The sequence below is a fragment of the Sulfurospirillum halorespirans DSM 13726 genome (genome assembly GCF_001723605.1).
Classification (GTDB): domain Bacteria; phylum Campylobacterota; class Campylobacteria; order Campylobacterales; family Sulfurospirillaceae; genus Sulfurospirillum; species Sulfurospirillum halorespirans.
Genome location: NZ_CP017111.1, coordinates 1,113,696 through 1,135,941, shown reverse-complemented (window position 1 = coordinate 1,135,941; position 22,246 = coordinate 1,113,696). Strand labels below are relative to the sequence as shown.

Sequence of the window (22,246 nt, the reverse complement as noted above, 5' to 3'; positions counted from 1 at the left end):
CTACTTTTTCACTTCGCTTGAGACGAAGTAGTACAAACTGTCGATCTCTTGCCATGTTAAAAAGTAGGTTGGCATCACTTTATGCTGGCTTGTGAGCGCTTGGAAAAATCGCTCTTTGGAAACGGTCGTAAGATTGGGAGCTTCGAGGACAATGGTTTTGCCTCTGTTTTGGTATTGCGCGATCACAGAACCCTCACCTTTTTCGCCATGGCACTTGTTACAGCCAATGCCTCTAGGATTGGAATAGAGCATTTTTGCATACTCCATTTTGGTGATAAAATCTTCGCTAAACAGTGGTGTTATTGCTAGGAGTAGTACCACGTTACATGTAAGCCAAAATCGCGTCAAAACTGCTTTATCCTCTCTTTATTCGTAATTAGGTATAGTACCAAAAATGAACTAAAAGGATGTTTTGATGCAAATCCTCGATGGAAAAGCACTGTCAGATCAAATCAAAATTGAACTCAAAACAAAGAGTGATACACTCAATCTTAAAGGCATCACACCAGGCCTTGCCGTGATTTTAGTCGGTGATGATGCTGCGAGTCAAACGTACGTTAAAATGAAAGAAAAAGCGTGTGATGCTGCGGGTGTTTACTCTATCATTCACAAAATGCCAACGACCATTTCGCAAGAGAAGATTTTAGAAACCATTATGATGATTAACAATAACCCAAACATCGATGGCGTTTTGGTGCAACTTCCGCTTCCAAAACATGTGGATACGACGAAAATTATCGAGGCGATTGACCCTAAAAAAGATGTCGATGGTTTTCACCCTTTCAATGTGGGTCGTTTAGTCGCAGGACTGGACAGTTTTGTTCCTTGCACGCCACTGGGTGTTATGCGTCTTTTGGCGCACTACAACATCGACCCAAAAGGGTTAGATGCCTGTGTCGTGGGTGCGAGTAATATCGTCGGAAAACCGATGATGAACCTGCTTTTAAATGCAGGTGCTACCGTTGACATCTGCCATATCTTCACCAAAGATCTCAAAGCGCATACTCAAAAAGCAGACCTTGTGATCGTGGGTGTGGGCAAGCAAAATCTTATTACCGCAGATATGGTCAAAGAGGGTGCGATTGTCATTGACATCGGGATCAATAAAACGCAAGAAGGACGATTGGTCGGCGATGTGGATTATGAAAATGTCGCACCCAAATGCTCTTACATTACACCCGTTCCAGGCGGTGTGGGACCTATGACCATTGCGATGCTACTCGAAAATACCATTAAAGCTGCTACTCAGCGTTTATAATTTTAGGAAACTCATGAAAAAATTTCTCAACCGTTTTTATACCTTCTCCAACAGCTGGACGGGTACGATTGTTATTGTCCTTTTTGTCATCTTTTTTGTCGCACAAGCTTTTGTGATTCCCAGTGGTTCGATGATCAAAACATTGCTCATAGGAGATCATCTCTTTGTCAAAAAATTCTCTTATGGCGTCGCAACACCGCACCTTCCGTGGCTTGAAATCCCTGTTTTTCCTGATCTAAAAGGCAATGGACACATCATCGAAGGTGATCGACCACAGCGTGGTGACATCGTTGTGTTTCGCTACCCCAAAGATGAAAAAGTGCATTATGTCAAACGATGTGTTGCCACAGAAAATGATGAAATTCTTTTCCAAGAGAAAAATCTTTACATCCATTTTAGTGAGGGTGATGAATACATCAAAGCCAACTATCCTGCGGAAAAAATTAAAACGATTGCAGGCAAACTTTGGGTCAATAACCCTTACATTGAAAAATTTCATGGCATTCACTACGATGATGCCATCAATCTTTTTCAACAAATGACCCTGCATTTAAGCGCCAATCAGTTGGCGATGAAACCTGCCCAAGTGCAAGAGCTTCCAAGTCTCTCAGGGTATGGCTTTAACGCTTTTTATACGAAAGTGGAAAAAGACAACTACTTTATGATGGGTGATAACCGCGATCACTCCAATGACAGCCGTTTTTGGGGCAGTGTGCCGTACAAACTCATCGTTGGAAAACCTTGGTTTATCTATTTTTCATGGGATGATGAGTATAAAATCAGATGGAACCGCATCGGTCGTTTTATTGAGACGATGCAGTACGATGAGAGCTTTTTCTAATGGAAGAGCTTAAAATTATTGAGATCACAGCAACGATTCTCGCCCTAATGATCGCAATTATTGGGCATGAGATCATGCACGGATATGTAGCGTATCGTTATGGTGACACCACGGCTAAAAACCAAGGACGATTGAGCATTAACCCCATCGTTCATGTCGATCTTGTAGGAACCATCATCGTGCCTGCGGTGCTTTTTTTCAGTGGCGCTCCGTTTATGTTTGGCTGGGCGAAGCCGGTGCCGATTTTTATTCCTACGGTTGTTCGCAATGGTGGGTACAAAGCGGCAATTCACGTCTCACTTGCAGGCATTGCCTACAACTTTACCCTCGCCCTTGTGTGCTCAGGCATTTTAAGCTTTTTACCAGATCTTAGGGAAGCCAATAGTTTTATCGAAGTCTTTCTCATCTTTTTCCTCATCCAATCCATGATTTACAATGTCGTTTTAGGCATTTTCAACCTCTACCCGATTCCACCTCTCGATGGTTCTCACGCCCTTACTTATTTGGGTCTGATTATGGGATGGACGGCTTTGGTTCGCTTGTATGAATCCATGGAGCGTTATGGTATGGTGATCTTGATTCTCTTCATTGCCACACCGCTTTCACACTACTTTTTTCTGCCTATTCGCTACGTTATTGGATGGTTGTATTAACAGGTCTTTTCTAAGAGACCTGTTTTTGGAATTTATAATAATGCTTGTGATATAATCGTCCTTATTCCCTTACAGAAGGACACTTTCTTGAAGTTTTTTATTGCAACCGATCATGCAGGCATTGCCATCAAACAAGATGTCATTGAGATGCTCCAAGGCATGGGGCACGAAGTCATTGATCTTGGACCTTTTAACACAGAACGTGTCGATTACCCTGATTTCGCACATGCCCTTAGTCTTGAAGTGCTCAAAAACAGTGAAACACAGGGTATTTTGATCTGTGGTTCAGGCATTGGTATGAGTTTGGCAGCCAACAAACATGTGGGTATTCGAGCCGCCTTGTGTCATGATGCGTACACAGCACAGATGGCACGCGCGCACAACGATGCCAACGTGCTCTGCTTTGGACAACGTGTTGTGGGACTCGGTGTCATTGAGTCGATGCTCAACGCATGGTGTGCTACCTCATTTGAGGGCGGAAGACATGCGATGCGTGTTGAAAAGTTAGAGCTGTAGCCATGGCACTTGATTGGGTTATAGCAACGGTACTTTTTTCCGCGTGTGTCTATTTGTTGATTATGGTGTTTTACTTCAAAACGCTGCTTCGCAAAGAGAAGCGTAGTAATATTGTCGTCAAACAAACCCTCAACGATGCCGAAGTGGTCATCCGCAAATATCAAGTCCAGTTACAACGCTCTTTGGGCAATATTGATATTTTAAGCGATGAGCTCAAAAAGGTCAAAAACGACCTCAAATCCCTTCGTACCCGTAACAGCCAATACCGAATGGAAGGCGATAAACTCCGTCAACACATTAAAGAGCTCGAAGGAAAGATCGAGGCACTCTTGTAATGAATTTAGGGTTGAGTTGTTTTTTCCGTTTACATGTAAACATTATTTCTGCCTCAATAAGGCAAGTTTTTTAGGCTTTGCCTACAAATCGTATATACTAAAAATGAAAAAGGGTTTCTATGAGTCATTTAAGTGAAGCGGATAAAACGTATCTTTCAAATTCGATTCGTGAGATCGAAGATTTTCAAAAACCGGGCATTAAGTTCAAAGACATTACCACGCTTTTAGGCGATGCAAAAGCGTTTCATCTTTTGATGGATCATTTGGTTGAGCGCTACGAAAACAGAGAAATTGACTACATTGCAGGCATTGAAAGCCGTGGATTTATCTTTGGATCGGCACTTGCAGCGCGTCTTAGAACACGTTTTGTCCCGATTCGAAAACCCGGTAAACTTCCCTACACGACCATCAGCGAAAAATACTCACTCGAATACGGCGTCGATGCTGTCTCCATCCACATTGATGCGTTTACGGGTGCGGGAAAAGCAAAACCCAAAGTTCTTTTAATCGATGATCTTATCGCCACAGGAGGCACAGCCACTGCTGCGGTCAATCTTATCAACAAAGCAGGTGCTGAGTGTATTGAAGCCTGTTTTGTGATCAACCTTACGTTTTTACAAGGCGATCTTGACATCAAAAAAACAACCTCCGTTTACTCTGTTTTAGAGGTGTTTTAATGTACATTCCAAGAGCTTCTAAATTTGACCCTGATCACAACGGACACTTTGGCATTTTTGGAGGGCGCTATGTTCCTGAAACATTGATGCCTGTTCTTTTAGAGCTTGAAAAAGAGTATCAGAGCCTTCGTTTCAATGAAAATTTCTGGAGCGAAGTCGATCATCACATGAAAGATTATGTTGGACGTCCTTCAGCGCTTTATTATGCTAAAAATATCTCCCAAGAGTTGGGTGCTAAAATCTATCTCAAACGAGAAGACCTCAACCACACGGGTGCGCACAAGATCAACAACACGATTGTGCAAGGCTTGATTGCTAAAAAGATGGGTAAAAAACGTGTCATTGCAGAAACGGGTGCAGGGCAACACGGCGTGGCTACGGCAACCGTTGCCGCTTTGCTAGGTCTTGAATGTGAAGTTTTTATGGGTGAAAAAGATGTCGAGCGCCAAGAACTCAATGTCTTTCGTATGAAACTTTTGGGAGCGAAAGTACATGCCGTTAAAAGTGGCAGTAAAACCTTAAAAGATGCAATGAACGAAGCGATTCGCTACTGGGTAACGCATGCGCGTGACACATTTTACATCATTGGTACCGTTGCAGGGCCACATCCGTATCCTATGATGGTGCGTGATTTTCAAGCGATCATCGGCTATGAAGCCAAAGCGCAAATTTTGGTCAAAGAGAAACGCCTGCCTGATATGGTCGTGGCGTGTATCGGTGGTGGCAGTAATGCTATGGGTATTTTTAGCCACTTCTTAGGCGATGAGGGTGTTCAGTGTGTGGGCATCGAAGCAGGAGGTCATGGCATTGATACCGACAAACACGGCTGTTCACTTGCCAAAGGAAGCCCCGGTGTACTTCACGGGCAGATGAGTTACCTGCTTCAAGATGACGATGGGCAAATACTCGAAGCGCACTCCATCTCCGCAGGTCTGGATTACCCAGGCATTGGCCCTGAACATGCGTATCTTAAAGAGCTAGGTGTTGCAAAATACGATAATATCACCGATCAAGAAGCACTCGATGCGTTTGTTTGGTTGAGCCGTAAAGAGGGCATTATCCCTGCATTTGAAAGTGCGCATGCGATTGCGTATCTTAAAAAAATCCCTAAAGATGAGATCAAAAATAAAATTATTATCGTTAATCTCTCCGGTCGTGGGGATAAAGATATGGTACAAGCAAAATCTATTTTGAACATAGGATAAGGGCATGAGTGACTTTATGAACAAACACTCAGGCAAACTTTTCGCTCTTTTTATGATCGTTATTCTCTCTGTTCTAGGCTATGTTTTGTACATGGCACCCGTGGAAGGGTTGGAGAATAAATTTCTCTATTTGATGAAAGAGTACGGCTATATCATTCTCTTCTTCTGGGGAATGTTAGAGGGCGAGATGGGTCTGGTGATGGCAGGGCTTCTCACCCACACAGGCGATATGAATCTTTTTCTTGCGATTTTCGTCGCAGGGCTGGGTGGTTTTGCAGGCGATCAAGTCTATTTTTACATCGGTCGTTTCAATAAAAAATTCGTCTATAAAAAACTTCGCGGACAACGCCGTAAACTTGCTCTTGCGCATCTTTTACTCAAACGATACGGCTGGCCGATTATCTTTATTCAACGCTATCTCTACGGTCTTCGCACCGTTATTCCTATCTCCATAGGACTCACCCGCTACAGCGGAAAGATGTTCGCCTGTATCAATCTCATCTCAGCGTGGTTTTGGGCAGCCCTCACCATTGTACCGACATGGTACTTTGGTCAGGAAATTCTCATCGTTATTCACTGGGCAAAAGAGCATTGGTATTTTGCGCTTCCACTAGCAGCTATTATTGGTGGAGGAATCTCGTACTATTTTCACAAAGTTACCGACAAGACATTTAAGGAAAAACATGCAAATACACCTCAACAATCAGAAAATCAGTGAAACACAAGCCGACGCCAAAATCGTCCTTGTTATCGATAAAAATTTAGACCACGCGTCCATCAGCGATAAAGAGACTCTAACACTTTTAGGCTTTAAAGGAGAGAGTGAAGAGAGCCTTTTTGTGGCAGAGAGTAAAACACTCTACGTCGGATGCGACTCACTCGATGCCGATGAGATTCGTCTCGCCGCGGCGAAAGCGTTGGACGCGCTCAAAAAAACGAAACTGAGAAGCCTCTGCATTGGAACTTATTCGAACGATTGCCCAGGCTTAAATATCAAAGCGTTGGTGGAAGGGTTTATCCTTGGAAGCTACACGTTTGATACCTACAAAAGTAAAAAAGAGTCTTCTTCGATCGAAAAAATTATCATCTGCTTGGAAGATTACAGTCGCGTGGATGTTTCCATGCAAACAGCGACTGAGGCGCTTCGTGTCGCCACTGCGATTGCAGAAGCGACCAACTTTGCCAAAGCCATCGTCAACGCAACCCCTGAAGAGATGACACCCATCGCTCTTGCCGATGTTGCACAAACCTTGGCCTCGATTCCCAACGTTACATGTAAAGTGATGGATGAGACCTTTTTAAAAGAGCAAGGCATGAATGCGTTCCTTGCCGTCAACCGTGCAAGCGTGCATCCGCCTCGCTTAATTCATCTGACCTACAAACCTGAAAATGCTAAAAAACGTCTGGTCTATGTGGGCAAAGGATTAACGTATGATAGCGGTGGACTGAGCCTCAAACCGAGTGAACATATGGTCACGATGAAAGCCGATAAAAGTGGCGCTGCTGCGGTTATGGCGATCTTAAAAGGTGCAGCAACCTTAGCGCTTCCGTATGAAATTCATGCGATCATTGGCGCAACGGAAAATATGATCGGAGGCAATGCCTATAAACCCGATGATGTTTTAGTGGCAAAAAACGGTAAAACCATCGAAGTACGTAACACCGATGCTGAGGGACGTTTGGTGCTCGCGGATTGCTTATGTTATGCCCAAGAGCTTGGCCCCGATCTTTTGGTCGATATGGCAACGCTCACAGGTGCGTGCGTGGTGGCATTGGGTGAGTTTACCACAGGCATTATGGGGCATAGCAGTGAGCTAAAACACTCGATGCTCAAAGCCTCAACGGCGAGTGGCGAACTAAGTGGTTCCCTTCCGTTTAACAAATACCTTAAAAAGCTTCTCAAAAGCTCGGTTGCTGACATGTCCAACATTAGCTCCAGTCGCTACGGTGGCGCTATCACCGCGGGTCTGTTTTTAGATAATTTCATCGAAGAAGCACATAAAGACAAATGGCTTCATCTTGACATCGCAGGACCTGCTTACATTGAAAAAGCGTGGGGATACAACCAGTTTGGTGCCAGTGGCGCAGGGGTTCGTATGAACCTTTACTGGATGATTGATGACACTAAACGTGGAGATCAATGAAACCTAAAATTGTGTTGATCGGAGCCTCCACCGGAGGCCCTGGTCATTTAAAAAAGATTTTATCGGTGATTCCTGCAACGTACAATGGGTCAATTATTATTGCGCAACACATGAATGCAACCTTTATTCCAAGCTTTATCAGTCAATTTCAAAATGAGTTACACCTGCCCGTCCATGCTGTGGATGCGCGAATGAACTTGCACGCGTCGCATGTCTACATCTGTCCTCAAAATTGCCGTCTAAAGCAAGCCGATTGCACGCGCATTGAGCCCATGGATGAGGGTGAAACCCCGTACAATCCAAGCATTGATTCGCTCTTCTCTTCGGCAGTTGAGTGCATTGGTCACGCTGAGATTTTAGCGGTGCTGCTTACGGGAATTGGGCACGATGGTGCCAATGGACTGAGCGAATTGCAAAAACATGGCGCACAATGTATCGCAGAGAGTGAAAAAAGTGCTATAGTTTATGGCATGCCAAAGCGCGCGGTGGAGATTAATCCTAATATCACTTCGTTTGCCTTGGATGAAATCGTACAAATTATTAAAACCTTTGGAGCGTCTTGATGTGGTTTTTTAACAAGAAAAAAGAGCCTGAAATTGCACAGAAACACGAAGTTTCAGCCCCAAAAGAGTTCAATACCTTTGGACTCCACGATCTACTGCATTACATCAAACGTGAGATTGGTGTGGATCTGTTTGCGAAAAACAGCGTCATCGAAACCAAACTTCGCCTTTTTTGCGAACGCAAAGAGATTTACAGTTTTCGTAAACTCTTTGAAGCGTTGCAAAGCGATAAAGGCCTTAGGCAAGATTTGATCGATCTTGTGACGGTCAATGAAACCTACTTCTACCGTGAAGAGGCACAACTCGACATGGCAGTTAATTTTGCCCTTGCCATTCCCAATGTCAAGATTCTCTGCGCTCCTTGCGCTTCGGGAGAAGAGGTATATTCTCTTTCCATGATGATGCAAGAGCGTAAACGAGAGCCAAGAGATTTTAGCATCACGGGCATTGACATCAACTCTGAAGCGATCGAAAAAGCGCAAAAAGGGCTCTTCTCCGAGCGCTCTTTGCATAAATTAGAAGCACGCTTGAAAGAGAAATTTTTCACACAAGAAGAGCGCTATTTTAGTGTTAAAAAAGAGTATTTCAGCTCTGTTTCGTTCACTAAAGTCAATATCTTTGAGCACGAATTTCTCTCTTTAGGGAAATTTGACATCATCTTTTCACGTAATATGCTGATCTACTTTGATGACGATTTTCGCCTCAAAACCATCGAGCGTTTTGCCACGCTTCTCAAACCTGAAGGCAAGCTCTTTTTAGGGCATGCGGACATCATTCCTGACAATAATTATTTTACAAAACACACCGACCATCGTCTCTCATACTATGTAAAGAAGTCCTAAACTTCTTTACATGTAAAACGTTTAGAGCGCTTTGACTAAGTTGCTAATCGTCTTAAACTGCGCATGATCGGCACTGCGTAAAAGCTCAAACAGCAGTGATTCCACTGAGCCAACACGTGCTCCTTCTTGAGTCATTCGTAAGAGTGCCAGTTCATGGTCTTTTGCTTTGCGCGAACCGAGAGCATCGGCACAGACGATGACTTCAAATCCTGCGTCTAACAGATCCAACACGCTTTGCAAAATGCACACATGGCTCTCCACGCCTGCGACGATGACACGCTTTACATGTAAGGCTTTAAGCGCTTCCATCACGTCTGGATTTTGGCAACAGCTAAAGGTACGTTTTTCATAAATCTCAACGTCGCCTAAAAGTAAGCGAATACTCTGTATCGTCTCACCCAATCCTTTGGTGTATTGCTGATTGCAGACAATGGGAATGTCTAAGCTTTGAAGCCCTTGAAGCAGTACCAACAGATGCTTTTCAAGTTCATCGTGCCCCTCAATATGCCCAAAAAGACGCTCTTGAACATCCACGAGTAACATCGCCGTTTGTTGAGCAAAAATGCGCATGAAAACTCCTTATTTTTTGCCATTATCATAGCCTACTCGCTCTTAATTAAGTGAGGCTAGACTACAATAGTTCTTTAATTTGATCAAATGAGGGATTTATGGCAACATCTGTGCTTATATTACCAGGGTATCAAGGCTCAGGGGACGAGCATTGGCAAACGTTTTGGGAGAGAGAAAATCCTGACTTTAAACGTGTAATTCAAAGGGATTGGGATCATCCCATTTGCAAAGAGTGGATCGAAAAACTTGAAGAAGAAGTCGCCCAAGCAGGCGAAGAGGTTGTCCTTGTTGCGCACAGCCTTGCATGCTTAGTGATCGCCCATTGGGACGCGCAAAAAATGCACTCGTCCATCAAAGGAGCGCTTCTTGTCGCCCCACCCGATCCAAACTCAGACGTTTTTCCAAGCAATGTCGAAGGATTTGAAACCACACCAATGGGCTTGTTTGATTTTCCAAGTATCATCATTGCCAGCACCAACGATCCTTACGCGAGTCTTAGTTATGCGCAAGGCTTAGCCAAAGCATGGGGAAGTGCGTTGGTCAATGTCGGCGATAAAGGTCATATCAACAGCTTTAGTGACATTGGGTCATGGGAAGAAGGGTATGCTTATTTAGGACAACTACGCCGTGCGTAAGAAGCCTTAAAAAGGCTTCTTACTTAACAACCACACTCTACGCGTGGTGTGGCTTTCACCATCTCAATCGTATCCTCGTGATTGGGAACTAAACATAAAAATTCATAATCTTCATCGCCGATCACTTGGTATGAATGCGGAACACCCGCTGGAACAAAGATGATGTCATCTTTGACTGCGATAAAACTCTCGTCACCCAATTGAACGCGCGCTTTGCCTTTTAAAATATACTGCTCATGCTCGACCGTATTGGTATGAAAGGGCATGTGTCCCTCTTTTTTAATGACAAATTTGCGCATCGCAAAATGAGGTGCAATTTCTGGAGAGATGAGCATCTGCATACTCGCACCCTCGCCTGCTTGAAGCGGTGTACTTGGAATTTCACTCAGTGATTTTTTCATTTTCAACCTTTACATGTAAATTATTTTATCTCGAATTTTAACTCTTCTAACCTTGCAATCCGATCTTCCGTGGACGGATGCGTCGAAAAAAGTGACGCAAAGGAGATATGTTTACCCGCAAAAGGGTTGATGATAAACATATGTGCACTCTCAGGCGTTGCCTCATGCACCATCCCTTGCGCGTTGTAGCTTGAAAGCTTTGCAAGCGCACTTTGCAACCACTCAGGATGCGCTGTCAAGCGCGCCGAGCCTTCATCTGCCATGTATTCACGGTTGCGACTGATTGCCATCTGAATGACCGCAGCAGCAAGTGGTAAGATGATCGCAAGAGCAATCATCACGATAGGATTGGGTCTGTTTTCCCTGCTCCCTCCAAACATCGCGCCAAATTGCATCATATTGGCAATCACGCCAATGGCGCCTGCGATAGTCGCCGCAATGGTTCCGACTAAAATATCGTAATGTCTCACGTGACTCAGCTCATGCGCTAAAACGGCTTCGACTTCTTCATCGTCCAAAAGTTGCAAAAGCCCTTCGGTAACGGCAACGGCCGCATGCGAGGGATTGCGCCCTGTTGCAAAGGCATTTGGAACGGAATCAGGGATGATGTAGATTTGAGGCAGAGGCAGATTGGCTTTTTGACTTAAACGCTCAACGATGATGTAAAGTCCATTGGCAGCTTCACGTGTTACAGGCACCGCATTGTAGTGACGAAGCACCAATGTGTCGGAGTAAAAATAGCTCACAAAGTTCATCACACCTGCCAATACAAGCGCGATCATCATCCCCTGCGTTCCACCCATCATGCCACCAACCCAGACAAACAACACGCTCATTAAGGTCAATAATACAACGGTTTTTACCACTTCCATGGACATGCTCCTTGAAAAATTCGTTGTATTATTTTACCTAACTTTGGTAAATAGTTTTTACATGTAAACTATTAGACTTCTTGCATAACCTAATGCAGTGGCACAAGTGTCAAAAGAAGTTATAACAAGGCAAAAAATTGAAGCCTTGCTTATTGCAAGGTGAGATTTTTTAACGAAGTTAGAATTTTCTTTTCACACTTGCCCGTAGGGTTGTTCTCACAAGAAACACTAGCCTTCGTTACATTTCATCGCCATAGCTTTAGCTATGACTCAAAAATGTGCCTCGCTATTGTCTCTTGTGAGAACAATGCCATTGCATTAGATTATGCAAGAAGTCTATTATGCTATAATGCCGCCATCATAGTACAAGGACGTGGATCACGTGAGACTGCCTCTGGGCTTTGGCAAAAAGGGCTACTTTAGGCTCGCTTCCATTCAAGCTTCGACCATCGAATACAAAACCAAACGCCAACACGCACGCCTATTGCACACCGCTCGACTCTTTGCTGATACCTGCGCTCCTGAAGAGATTGAAGACGATCCGCCGCCACTCGCTTCTGCCCTTCTTGGATTTGTCTCAACGTATCGCCCTCGTCTTTGTAAATGCAGTCGACTGTTCGCAAAGCGCGCCCACTCCGCCATCAAACGTGCCAAAAAAAGACGTAAATGCAACTGCCATTGCCGCTACTTTAGCTTCCGCCGAACAGGCATCCATCCGCCACTTTTTCCTTTCTTTCAACCATTAAACAACGAGCTTTGCCACGCATTGAAGCTGGCTTAATTTTCTCAAAAAGCAGTGCTTTTTTGAGGTGTAAAGATACTAAGGAAAATAACTATGTCACAAACCTACGTTACGGGCTTTCCTCGCATTGGGGAAAAACGTGAGCTCAAATTTGCGCTAGAGGCGTATTGGGCGGGGAATTCTGATTTTGAAACGGTAAAAAGAGTTGCAAAAACGCTCAGAGAGCGCCATTGGAACTACCAAAAAGAGCGTCATGTTGATTTTATTTCGTGCAATGACTTTAGTCTGTACGACACAATGCTCGACACGGCGGTAATGCTTGGCGCCATCCCTCCTCGCTTCCAAGGCATCGAAGATAAAACCGAACGCTATTTTGCGATGGCAAGGGGCGATGCGCAACGTTCCGCCATGGAGATGACCAAGTGGTTTAACACCAATTACCATTACATCGTTCCTGAGATTCACGCACACATGGCGTTCAAAGTCGACATTTCCAAAATCGTCGATGAGTACATTGAAGCCAAAGCGCTTGGGATCGATCCTAAGATCAATCTTATTGGACCATTGACTTTTTTAGCGCTTTGTAACCCCGTTGATGGAAGTGATCTGTTTGGCTTCTTTGATGATGTCGTGGAAGCGTACGCTAAAGTGCTCCAAGCCATTTCAAGTTTGGGTGAAAACATTATCGTTCAGTTCGATGAACCACTCTTTGCCAAAACATTGGAGCCAAAATTTTTAAGCCTTCTTAGAATCGCGTATGAGCGTTTAGGAACGGTAAGTCGCCATCTTAAGATCGCGGTTATAACGTACTTTGATCGAGCCAATGAAGCAGTGGAAATCTTGGGAAATTGCCCTATTTGGGCGATAGGGCTTGATTTTGTCTATGGCGAAGAGAACCTTGAAGCGCTTTTACATGTAAACGATAAAATGCTTATCGCTGGGCTCATCGATGGACGCAATGTGTGGAAAAACGATGCTTTCAAAACGTACGCATTGCTAGAGAAAATAAGCGAAAAAGTGGATGCAAAAAACATCATCCTCTCCACCTCATGCTCGCTTTTACATGTACCTTTTTCAACTAAGTTTGAAGAAAAATTGGCACCCGAAGTCAAAAGTCGCCTGAGTTTTGCACTTGAAAAACTCGAAGAGTTAGAGCAGATCAACACGCTTTGGGAGAAAAGAGAAAAACCTGAGATAAGCGCATGCACTCAAAAAGCACCGTCGGTTAAAAGCAGTGGCATTTTCTATACCAGATCAGCGTATGCCACCCGTTTTGCTTTGCAACAAAAAGCGCTGAATTTGCCACTTTTCCCGACCACCACCATCGGCTCATTTCCGCAAACCAAAGAGACCCGAGCGGTTCGCAATGCTTATAAAAAAGGTGAGATTACACGAGAAGCTTATGAAACTTCGTTGAAAGCGTCCATCAAAGAGTGCGTTGAGTTCCAAGAAGAATTAGGGCTGGATGTTTTGGTACATGGCGAATTCGAGCGTAACGATATGGTTGAGTATTTTGGCGAACTGCTAGAGGGTTTTGCATTCAGCCAAAATGGTTGGGTGCAAAGCTACGGAAGCCGTTGCGTTAAGCCACCGCTTTTATACGGACACGTGAGTCGCAAACAACCCCTCAGCGTTGACTGGACGGTTTACGCGCAAAGTTTAACCGACAAGCCAATGAAGGGCATGCTTACAGGACCTGTGACGATTCTGAACTGGTCGTTTGTGCGCGATGACATTCCTAAAAGTGAGGTCGCCTACGAAGTCGCCACCGCCATCGCTGAAGAGGTCGATGAGCTTCAACGTCATGACATCAAGATCATCCAAGTCGATGAAGCGGCGTTCAAAGAGGGTTATCCATTACGCGCGGAGAAGATCAAAGCGTATGAAAAATGGGCGGTCGAGAGCTTTAAAGCTTCCGTGGGTACCGCATGGGATCAAACCCAAATTCACACACACATGTGTTACAGCAACTTCAACGACATCATCGACACGATAGAGCGAATGGACGCCGATGTCATCACTATCGAGACCTCACGCAGTGGCAATAAACTGCTCAAAGTTTTCCAAAAAGCAAACTACAAAGCGCAAATAGGACCAGGCGTCTACGACATCCATTCGCCGCGCGTACCCAGCGTGGAAGAGATGAGCGAGCAGATCAAAGCGTTCTTGCAAGTGCTCCCCAAAGAGCAACTCTGGATCAACCCCGATTGCGGGCTTAAAACCAGAGGCTGGAGTGAGACTAAAGCTGCACTGACTAACATGATAAAAGCGGTGCATTTAGCGCGTTAAACGTTTGCCATGAGGGGAGTTTTCCTCTCGTGGTCTATTATCTTTTAAGTCACGACTAACTACAATTCAATATATACATGTAAAGCCAAATAAAAATCTTAAAATGGAGGATTTAAATGTGGTTATTTTTAAAGTGTGAATTACGATTCGTATGTTGGCTACTCATTGGTTTAATGATCCTTAATAGCTTTGTTTATGGTTTAGCAAAATTACTGGCTTTTCCATCTTATTTTATTTGGGTTTTTGAAGGAAGTCTTTTAGCTCTTGCTCTTTATATTTGTTATTTCATCTATCAGTTTTTGAAAACACTGATATTTGGATACACAGGTGAATGTAAGAATTTAATGCAAAGAACGGCTAATTGGCTTTCAAATTTAACATAATAGAAAATTATCAAGATAGAATTGTAGATAGCGTTTACATGTAAAGCAAAAAAGCTTCTCTACACCCTCTCAACATTCTGCAATTTAATATACATCATCGCCGTCATCACCGCGTCATTCAGCGCGTCATGCTTCCCGAAGATTGGCAAGCCCAACTCTTTCATCATCACATCAAAACGCAGGTCTATCACGCCATCGGGAATGAACTTAATTTTTTTATCGTGGTAGAGTCCTGACACTTCGATTTGGGGATTGGGGAGGTTGATGCCAAGCCAGGGTTTGACGTAGGTGTTCATCATTTTGATGTCAAACTCAAGGTAGTAGCCGACCAGTGGGCGTGAGCCGATGAAGTGCAAAAACTGGACAATCGCTTCGTGTGGGGCGATGCCATTTTGCAAGTCGACATTGCGAATTTGATGGATTTTGATGCTCTTCTCCGTGATCTCGCGGCTGGGTTTGATGAAGAGCTCAAACTTTTCGGACATCAGGATTTTATTGCCTTTGATTTTCACCGCGCCGATGGAGAGAATCTCGTCGTTTTTGGGGCTTAGCCCTGTCGTTTCGGTGTCGAACACCACGACTTCATCTTCGGGCGCTTCTTCAAATAAAAAACGGTACTGCTCGTCTTTGAGTTTTTTAGCGTTTCGTTTGGCAAAAAAAGAGCTCAACATCTTAGATGACCATCGAGAGTTTAAAATGGTGCGTCAAAAATTTCTTAAATTTATTGACGATTTTGAAGCTGTCTTTGAGCAGTTCTAGCTCTAATTGGTTGAGATTTTCGATGTTCACGAAGTTATCGAGTCCTTTTTCTTCGCCACGTGCCAAGCGCTCTTTGAGGCGTAAATTCAGCAGGGTATCGAGCGCTTCGATGAGAGCACCTGCAAAATCGGCGTCGATGATGTCGAGTTTGGCAAGCTTTTTGATGCGCGTTACCGTGTCGGTCGGCTCAATTTTATGCTCCAACGCGAGAGCTCGGATGCCTTGAACGATGGGGAAAATGCCCCCTTTTTTGACATCGATTTTATTGTTCTGCGCGATCAAATTGGTGAAAATGCCGATGGGCGTTTCAAACGCCGTTGCAGCTTTGGCAAAGTTGGCTAAAAAAGGACTCTGCTCTTCGACGTACTCAAAGACTTCTGCTTTGAGACTGCGCAACATCGACGCATTTCCCGCCACAGGAATCGCGTCAAAAAAGATCGCAAGGTTCATCACATCTTCCATGCTAGGAGCATCAAACCACCGCACGATCTCCTTATGGTAAGCGCTTTTATGCTTACACCAATAGGGATTTGAAACCATGATGTTTCCCTCACAGCGCGGAAAACCAAAGGCGATGAGCGTTGCCGTGAAGCGTTGCATGTAAGGAATGTACAGGCTTTCATCCATGGCATCATCGATGATAAGCGCATTGTCTTGGTCGGTTTTGAGCAGCTGTTCTTTGCGCCCTTCACTGCCCATGACGATCAAACATGCTTTGGTAGCAAGCTCCTCTGGGACGATCATCGCGTAGAGTTTTTCATAGATTTTCTCGTTAATTTCCGAGATCAATTTTGCAATATAATCAACCTTTGTGCCTTTTACATGTAACTTGTGCACGATGCTAATGAGATCACTGCTGGCTTGTTTGAGCTCGTCAATCGTGGTCGCTTTGCGAATCTGAACAGCGACCAGATAGGTGTGATTGGCAAAGTAGCTGAGAAGGTCGAGTTGCTCTAAAATGCCGATAATCTCGCCATCGCGCGTCACAACAATACGTTTGATGGAGTGCTTTGTAAAAGAGAGAAGCGCGTTAAAAAGGTAGTCATCCGCCTCGATGGTGATGATGGGATGAAGCGCTATGGGACCGATGGCGGCGTGTTTATCGTATTCGTTAAAGAGCACATGGCGGCGCACGACACTGTCGGTGACGATGCCATACTCGTACCCTTCGCCACTTCGTACGATGATACAACTGCTCTTTTTTGCCTCCATTTGGCGCAGTGCTTCCATGATGGAACACTCCTTCTCAACGATAGTCGGCTCATGCAAATAGCTGTCCTGCACGCGCGCCATCATAAAGCCTGAAAGCTCTGTCGTGTACTCTTTGGCTTTGGCAGATTGAATTTTATTGGCAAGGTCTTGAATGAAGTAGGCTTTAAACGTTTTATTGGAGTCCAAAAGAGAGAGAAAATCCTCTTTTTTAAGCTCGTAACAGATGAGCTCTTCGAGCACTTTAAAACTGTTTTCGCTTTTGGCGTAGATGAGCGCGTCCGCGTCAAACGAGTTGGATTTGCTGTAGACTTTAAGGAGCTCCTCTTCATGAAACTCGCCCACTTCACCTTTGATGATGATGTACAAAAACTCAGCAGGTTTTGAAGGTGAGAGAAGCAGGGTCTCTTTTTTGTAGTAGGCAATGTTCATCGCACCAATGGCTTTAGCCATCTCGGCTTTTGAAAGCAGTTGAAATGGATGAATGGAGCGCAAAAACGCCTCTAAATCGTGCATGCTCATGCCAAGCCCCTTAAGGTGAGTAGCTTTGATTGTAACGCTAAGCGAGCCAAAAAATGCTTACATGTAAAGAATAAGTGGAAAGATCAACGAAGAATGTGGCATAATTGCACACAAAAAATAAGGAAAGACTTTTGCATCCGACGATCGAAACTTTTTTAGCCAATCTTACCGCCCTGCACCAACTTGAACCCAGAAATCTTCCCAACGATGTTTTACATGTAATGATCTCGATGAGTCCTGAAGAGCTGTTTAAAACTTGTACCCAAATGGCGGTACTTCTCAATAACATCCCCTCTCAAACCGAGCCGATCACCCTTACAGATGAGGAGATCGTAACATTGGCAGAGGAGTATTTAAAAGGGATTTTAAAACGATTTCGCTGATGGGTGGTACTCTTCGCTGAGTATTTTAGCGATGTTTTTCGCCATTAGCTCGTAGCCTTCAGCATTGGGATGGACTTGGTCGGATTTGAGATTTTCACCGTCCATGATCTTTTTAAGACTGCTATCTTCTATCTCGATGCCATTTTCTTTCGCGACTTCATAGTAAAACGAAGGCACGTTAAACGTTAAGATGTCAAAGGTCGGCACGCCCACTAAAAGAACATAAACGCCCTTCTCTTTTGCCATTTTAACCATTTGAGAAAGATTATTTTGGGTTTGCGTCAAATCTTTTTTGCGTAAAATATCATTCCCTCCATGACACAACACCAAGATGTCAGGCTTGTGGCGTGCTAAAACAGAGGCGAGTCGTGCGAGACCTTGCTCGCTAAGCTCTCCATTCACCCCTTCATTGATAACGTTTACATGTAAAAGATCGCCTAAAACCGTTGGGTAATTTTTATCACGCGTGACACCATAACCGTAGGTAAGGCTATCGCCAAAGGCAAGGATTTTGGTATCAAGCGGCAACGAGAGGCTTTGAGCATTGATCTCTTGCGTGCTCCTGTAATAGTTGATGCCAACGATAAGCAGAATGATAAGAATGAGATTGCGTACGTTAAAGAGTTCCATGGCTTCATTGTACACTATACCACTCGTTTTAGCAAACAAAAGATACAATGGCACACAATTTTTCATAAAGAGATTACGGAATGAAGCAAGAACGCATCGATTTGATAGGCATTGTATTTTTACTTATCGCTATGCTCACCTGGGCAAGCTCTTTTATTGCCCTCAAAGCCGTCCTTGGCATCCTTGGACCCATGAGCGCAATGTTCGGTCGTATGGTAATTGCGAGCCTCTGTTTTGTCTATTTTATCAAGCAATTTTCCAAACTTGAATTTACAAAAAGAGATGTGAAGTACATCTTACTCTTGACGTTTTTTGAACCTTGTCTCTACTTCATTTTTGAAGCCAAAGCCTTGCAACTCACCACCGCCTCCCAAGCAGGCATGATCACCTCTATGATGCCACTCATGACAGCAATCGCGGCAAGTTTTGTGCTCAAAGAGTACCTGAGCAAACGCATCGTCGTAGGCTCCATTTTAGCCGTAGCAGGAGCTGTTTGGCTGAGCCTTGGCGCACAAAGCAGTGAACACGCGAGCAATCCCCTTTTAGGAAATTTCTTAGAATTTTGCGCGATGGTCTGCGGAACATGGTACGCCATCTCGGTGCGTTACCTCAGCCAACGATTCTCCGCCCTCTTCCTGACCGCTGTTCAAGCGTTTGTCGGAACGCTCTTCTTCTTTCCATTAGCCGTTTGGGAATCATGGGGTGTGCCGATCAATCTCTCATGGGAAGCGCTCGGATGGTTGTGTTATTTGGGCGTCATCGTGACGCTGGGAGGATACGGCATGTTCAACCTCGCACTCAGTCGCATCGAAGCCTCACGCGCCTCCGTCTTTGTCAATCTCATCCCCGTTTTCACGGTTCTACTTGCCTACATTTTCTTAGGTGAAGTACTCAGCCAAACAGAGATGATGGCAAGCTTTGTCATTTTTGGAGGCATTATCGTCTCGCAACTGCCACGTTTTAGAGCCAAAGAGAGATTGCTTTAGGCTTTACATGTAAAGCCCAAATACCGATACACATTCTGCCCCAAAGGGGCAAGCTTCAGCAGCACAGCGCCTAGCGTAACTCTGGGGGCTTTGCCCTTAAGCGTATCAAAATTAAATAAACACCACGCACGCCTCAGTCGCACCATGCGCTCCGATGACCAAAGACTGCTCGATGTCAGCGGTTTTGGATGGGCCACTGATGAAAAGACCAAAGACGTCTTTATCACCAAAATGCACCCTCGTATACGCTTCGTGCATGCTGTGGACAATTTCGCCTTTTGGGACGATAATCATCAATTTTTGAGTGATAAAATAAAGAGCTCGGTGCCTTGCATCTGCCTCTTTGATCCACACGGCGCCGTTTTCAGCCACGGCAAATTCGCCTTTGATGATCGCCAAATCCACATCTTTAAGCGTATGCGGATCGTCCGTTGCACCTAGCTCTTTCGTGTTTACATGTAAACCTTCCACGGTTGAGACAATGACCGTTGCTTCTTTATAATGCTCTTTAATGTAGCTATCAACTGCTGTTAAAGAGTCCAAATGAATGGCATTTCCACCCACACCTGCGAGCGTTGTGGCAAACTTCGTATCCAAATCCTCATAGGTCGTATGAAGAATATTCACCTCAGGCAGTGCACTTTCGCTGTTATGAGGTTTTGCCTCTTTGATTGCTTTTAAAATGGCTTCGCGTGAACTCATTTGATACCCTTTTTTGCTTTGTAAAGTTCTTTAAAACTGTTTTTAGGGAATGGCGGTAACTCTCTATTTTTTCCCCAGAGGTTGAATTTTGAATACAGCAGTACGCGAGGCAAAATGGGAACCATTTTGCGTGCCATCAATCCTGCAAAATCCATCAATTTTGGACGGCACATCAACCATGTTGCCATTTTCAGTGCATTCAGTTTTATTGGGCTTAGATACCCAGCATCCACCACGTCTTGGCGTTTTAAGTAGAGCTGTTCTGCCAAGTCTACTTTGACAGGACAGATATTTGAGCATGAAAAACAGAGCGAGCAGGCAAATGGCAAGCTGTAGTATTTTTTCAGATCTCGACTCGGTGCCAGCGTTGAACCAATGGGTCCTGGGATGACGTAACCGTAACTGTACCCACCGCTTCTGCGGTAAATCGGGCAGGTGTTCAAACACGCCCCACAACGAATACACTGAAGCGATTTGACGTAACGTTTATCGGCAAGGATTTTGCTCCTGCCATTGTCCACGATAACCACGTGCATCTCGCCACCTTCCACGGCACCATGGTAATGTGATGTGTAGGTTGTCACAGGTTGACCTGTTGCACTTCGTGCCAAAAGGCGCGTAAAGATGCTGAGATCTTTGAGGCGAGGGATGATTTTCTCAATGCCCATACACGCGATATGAAGCTTTGGCAAACTAGCACCCAAATCGGCATTGCCCTCATTGGTACAGACCACGATGCCACCTGTTTCAGCGATGGCGAAGTTCACACCGGTCATTGCCGCGTCCGCACTCACAAATTTTTCACGCAAATGCGCCCGTGCGGCACGTGTGAGGTAGGTTGGATCGGCATTGCCTTTTTGGGTGTTTAAAAACTTCTCAAAGGTTGTTCCAACGTCCTCTTTTTTGAGGTGAATCGCAGGAAGAACGATGTGTGAAGGTGGCTCTTGGCGAAGTTGTACGATGCGTTCCCCAAGGTCGGTATCAACCACTTCAATGCCGTGTTCTTCCAAGTAAGGATTCAGATGACACTCTTCGGTGAGCATGGATTTGCTTTTCACGATCATTTTGGCGTTGTGAGAACGGAGTAAATCTAAAACGATCTCGTTGTGCTCTTTCGCATCTTTCGCCCAATGCACACGAATGCCTCGTGCCAAAGCATTTTTTTCAAACTGTTCAAGATATTCATCCAAATGAGAGAGCGTGTGCGATTTGATCTTATCGGCGGTGTTGCGAAGCTCTTCCCATTCGTCTAAACTTTTGGCTTGTGTGTCGCGTTTAACACGGACAAACCACAATGCTTTGTCGTGCCATTTCATACGCTCTACGTTGCTTGCAAATTTATCGGCAAGTTCTGAATGGTTGTGGCTCATTGGAGGTCTCCTGCTAAAATTTGGGCGATATAAATCGTTTTAAGGGGCATCTTTTCACGGTCAATCACGCCTTGCATGTGCATCAAACAGGACATATCCACAGCAGTGATGTACTCACTGCCAGCATCGAGATGATCTTGCAGTCGTGCGCGTCCCATCGCTACGCTCATCGCCTCTTCTGAAACGGCAAAGGTTCCACCAAAACCACAGCACTCATCTTTGCGGGTGAGTTCTGAGTAACTGATGCCGCCTACTTTGTCGAGCAAATTTTTGATTTTGGAAAATTCGGGTACATTTTTTTCACTCATGCTCGCTAAGCCCAGTTCTCTGTGCGCATGACAGCTGTTGTGAATGCCCACTTTGTGTGCAAACGTCGCATTCATCGAAGTTGGTTTGATCACATCATGCAAAAACTCGATGAGTTCATAAGTATGTGAACGCATACGCTCAAACCCTTCACGTCCTTCTAAAAACTGGGCATAGTTATGACGCACCATGCTCACACAGCTTCCACTAGGGGCTACGATGTAGTCATAGTCTTTGAAGATTTTTAAGAAGCGCTCTGCTAAAACGGCGGTCTCTTTCGCACAACCCGTGTTAGCTTGGGCTTGTCCGCAACAGGTTTGTTCCAGCGGATACTCCACATCTAACCCCAAATTCTCTAGCACTTTGAGTGTTGCCATGGAGGCTTCAGGGTATAACTCGTTCATAAAACAGGGGATAAATAGACCTATTTTCATTGATGCTCCATTATTCTAA

At 44.7% G+C, this 22,246-nt stretch carries 26 protein-coding genes; 16 read left to right on the top strand and 10 right to left on the bottom strand.

Annotation, left to right across the window (positions count from 1 at the left end; genetic code table 11):
* A complete protein-coding gene (locus SHALO_RS05565; RefSeq protein ID WP_238585295.1) occupies window positions 1-348 on the bottom strand; it encodes a c-type cytochrome in 348 nt (115 codons plus the stop codon).
* A gap of 67 nt (window positions 349-415) precedes the next feature.
* On the opposite strand from SHALO_RS05565, the gene folD reads away from it, so the two are divergent.
* The 11 genes from folD to SHALO_RS05510 all read left to right on the top strand — a co-directional run bounded on the left by folD (window position 416) and on the right by SHALO_RS05510 (window position 9,034).
* Entirely contained in the window at window positions 416-1,258 is an 843-nt protein-coding gene (gene folD / locus SHALO_RS05560) for a bifunctional methylenetetrahydrofolate dehydrogenase/methenyltetrahydrofolate cyclohydrolase FolD (RefSeq protein WP_069477723.1), read from the top strand.
* Between the two features lie 13 nt (window positions 1,259-1,271).
* Entirely contained in the window at window positions 1,272-2,099 is an 828-nt protein-coding gene (lepB, locus tag SHALO_RS05555; RefSeq protein ID WP_069477722.1) for a signal peptidase I, read from the top strand.
* Entirely contained in the window at window positions 2,099-2,752 is a 654-nt protein-coding gene (locus SHALO_RS05550) for a site-2 protease family protein (protein ID WP_069477721.1), read from the top strand. Before lepB ends, SHALO_RS05550 begins: the two co-directional genes overlap by 1 nt.
* Window positions 2,753-2,839: 87 nt before the next feature.
* Window positions 2,840-3,268, top strand: a complete 429-nt coding sequence (gene rpiB, locus SHALO_RS05545) for a ribose 5-phosphate isomerase B (RefSeq protein WP_069477720.1) — start codon at window positions 2,840-2,842, stop codon at window positions 3,266-3,268.
* Between the two features lie 2 nt (window positions 3,269-3,270).
* On the top strand, window positions 3,271-3,603 hold the full coding sequence (locus SHALO_RS05540) for a membrane protein (RefSeq protein WP_025344213.1): 333 nt from the start codon (window positions 3,271-3,273) through the stop codon (window positions 3,601-3,603).
* 119 nt (window positions 3,604-3,722) lie between these two features.
* Window positions 3,723-4,280, top strand: a complete 558-nt coding sequence (locus tag SHALO_RS05535) for an adenine phosphoribosyltransferase (protein WP_069477719.1) — start codon at window positions 3,723-3,725, stop codon at window positions 4,278-4,280.
* Window positions 4,280-5,485 carry a tryptophan synthase subunit beta gene (gene trpB / locus SHALO_RS05530; RefSeq protein WP_069477718.1) on the top strand — a complete coding sequence of 402 codons (1,206 nt, stop codon included), beginning with the start codon at window positions 4,280-4,282 and terminating at the stop codon, window positions 5,483-5,485. The genes SHALO_RS05535 and trpB overlap by 1 nt, the downstream gene beginning before the upstream one ends.
* Window positions 5,486-5,489: 4 nt before the next feature.
* Window positions 5,490-6,203: a DedA family protein gene (locus SHALO_RS05525; protein WP_069477717.1), complete on the top strand. Its 714-nt coding sequence runs from the start codon at window positions 5,490-5,492 to the stop codon at window positions 6,201-6,203.
* Window positions 6,169-7,629, top strand: coding sequence for a leucyl aminopeptidase (locus SHALO_RS05520; RefSeq protein WP_069477716.1), 1,461 nt, complete (start codon window positions 6,169-6,171; stop codon window positions 7,627-7,629). Before SHALO_RS05525 ends, SHALO_RS05520 begins: the two co-directional genes overlap by 35 nt.
* Window positions 7,626-8,192, top strand: a complete 567-nt coding sequence (locus tag SHALO_RS05515; RefSeq protein WP_069477715.1) for a CheB methylesterase domain-containing protein — start codon at window positions 7,626-7,628, stop codon at window positions 8,190-8,192. Before SHALO_RS05520 ends, SHALO_RS05515 begins: the two co-directional genes overlap by 4 nt.
* Window positions 8,192-9,034 carry a CheR family methyltransferase gene (locus tag SHALO_RS05510; RefSeq protein ID WP_025344207.1) on the top strand — a complete coding sequence of 281 codons (843 nt, stop codon included), beginning with the start codon at window positions 8,192-8,194 and terminating at the stop codon, window positions 9,032-9,034. Before SHALO_RS05515 ends, SHALO_RS05510 begins: the two co-directional genes overlap by 1 nt.
* A gap of 21 nt (window positions 9,035-9,055) precedes the next feature.
* Here SHALO_RS05510 and SHALO_RS05505 read toward each other — a convergent pair whose 3' ends face one another.
* The gene (locus SHALO_RS05505) at window positions 9,056-9,604 is read right to left on the bottom strand and encodes an isochorismatase family protein (protein WP_069477714.1); all 549 of its coding nucleotides are present in this window, start codon (window positions 9,602-9,604) and stop codon (window positions 9,056-9,058) included.
* A 98-nt stretch (window positions 9,605-9,702) separates the two neighbouring features.
* On the opposite strand from SHALO_RS05505, the gene SHALO_RS05500 reads away from it, so the two are divergent.
* Window positions 9,703-10,239 (top strand): RBBP9/YdeN family alpha/beta hydrolase, encoded by a 537-nt coding sequence (locus tag SHALO_RS05500; protein ID WP_037957897.1) that lies wholly within the window; start codon window positions 9,703-9,705, stop codon window positions 10,237-10,239.
* 23 nt (window positions 10,240-10,262) lie between these two features.
* Here SHALO_RS05500 and SHALO_RS05495 read toward each other — a convergent pair whose 3' ends face one another.
* A complete protein-coding gene (locus SHALO_RS05495) occupies window positions 10,263-10,640 on the bottom strand; it encodes a cupin domain-containing protein (protein WP_145923236.1) in 378 nt (125 codons plus the stop codon).
* A gap of 20 nt (window positions 10,641-10,660) precedes the next feature.
* Window positions 10,661-11,512: a zinc metalloprotease HtpX gene (gene htpX / locus SHALO_RS05490; protein ID WP_069477712.1), complete on the bottom strand. Its 852-nt coding sequence runs from the start codon at window positions 11,510-11,512 to the stop codon at window positions 10,661-10,663.
* A gap of 382 nt (window positions 11,513-11,894) precedes the next feature.
* On the opposite strand from htpX, the gene SHALO_RS05485 reads away from it, so the two are divergent.
* Both SHALO_RS05485 and metE read left to right on the top strand, forming a co-directional pair.
* Complete coding sequence (locus SHALO_RS05485) at window positions 11,895-12,293, top strand: hypothetical protein (RefSeq protein WP_069477711.1); 399 nt, start codon at window positions 11,895-11,897, stop codon at window positions 12,291-12,293.
* A gap of 54 nt (window positions 12,294-12,347) precedes the next feature.
* On the top strand, window positions 12,348-14,543 hold the full coding sequence (metE, locus tag SHALO_RS05480) for a 5-methyltetrahydropteroyltriglutamate--homocysteine S-methyltransferase (protein ID WP_069477710.1): 2,196 nt from the start codon (window positions 12,348-12,350) through the stop codon (window positions 14,541-14,543).
* Between the two features lie 442 nt (window positions 14,544-14,985).
* On the opposite strand, the gene SHALO_RS05470 is transcribed toward metE, so the two are convergent.
* Window positions 14,986-15,597, bottom strand: coding sequence for a 3'-5' exonuclease (locus SHALO_RS05470; RefSeq protein ID WP_069477708.1), 612 nt, complete (start codon window positions 15,595-15,597; stop codon window positions 14,986-14,988).
* Window position 15,598: 1 nt separating this feature from the next.
* On the bottom strand, window positions 15,599-17,416 hold the full coding sequence (locus SHALO_RS05465; protein WP_069477707.1) for a putative nucleotidyltransferase substrate binding domain-containing protein: 1,818 nt from the start codon (window positions 17,414-17,416) through the stop codon (window positions 15,599-15,601).
* 131 nt (window positions 17,417-17,547) lie between these two features.
* Between SHALO_RS05465 and SHALO_RS05460 the strand changes: the two genes are divergently transcribed.
* Entirely contained in the window at window positions 17,548-17,799 is a 252-nt protein-coding gene (locus tag SHALO_RS05460) for a hypothetical protein (RefSeq protein WP_069477706.1), read from the top strand.
* On the opposite strand, the gene SHALO_RS05455 is transcribed toward SHALO_RS05460, so the two are convergent.
* Window positions 17,782-18,429, bottom strand: coding sequence for an arylesterase (locus tag SHALO_RS05455; RefSeq protein WP_069479338.1), 648 nt, complete (start codon window positions 18,427-18,429; stop codon window positions 17,782-17,784). The two genes, SHALO_RS05460 and SHALO_RS05455, sit on opposite strands and share 18 nt — an antisense overlap.
* Before the next feature lie 80 nt (window positions 18,430-18,509).
* Between SHALO_RS05455 and SHALO_RS05450 the strand changes: the two genes are divergently transcribed.
* Window positions 18,510-19,415, top strand: coding sequence for a DMT family transporter (locus tag SHALO_RS05450; protein WP_069477705.1), 906 nt, complete (start codon window positions 18,510-18,512; stop codon window positions 19,413-19,415).
* A 111-nt stretch (window positions 19,416-19,526) separates the two neighbouring features.
* On the opposite strand, the gene SHALO_RS05445 is transcribed toward SHALO_RS05450, so the two are convergent.
* The 3 genes from SHALO_RS05445 to SHALO_RS05435 are packed head-to-tail and all read right to left on the bottom strand — an operon-like array spanning window position 19,527 to window position 22,227.
* Window positions 19,527-20,117 (bottom strand): LutC/YkgG family protein, encoded by a 591-nt coding sequence (locus SHALO_RS05445; RefSeq protein ID WP_069477704.1) that lies wholly within the window; start codon window positions 20,115-20,117, stop codon window positions 19,527-19,529.
* Window positions 20,114-21,487: a lactate utilization protein B gene (locus SHALO_RS05440; protein ID WP_069477703.1), complete on the bottom strand. Its 1,374-nt coding sequence runs from the start codon at window positions 21,485-21,487 to the stop codon at window positions 20,114-20,116. Before SHALO_RS05440 ends, SHALO_RS05445 begins: the two co-directional genes overlap by 4 nt.
* A complete protein-coding gene (locus tag SHALO_RS05435) occupies window positions 21,484-22,227 on the bottom strand; it encodes a (Fe-S)-binding protein (RefSeq protein ID WP_025344189.1) in 744 nt (247 codons plus the stop codon). Before SHALO_RS05435 ends, SHALO_RS05440 begins: the two co-directional genes overlap by 4 nt.
* Window positions 22,228-22,246 lie beyond the last annotated feature (19 nt).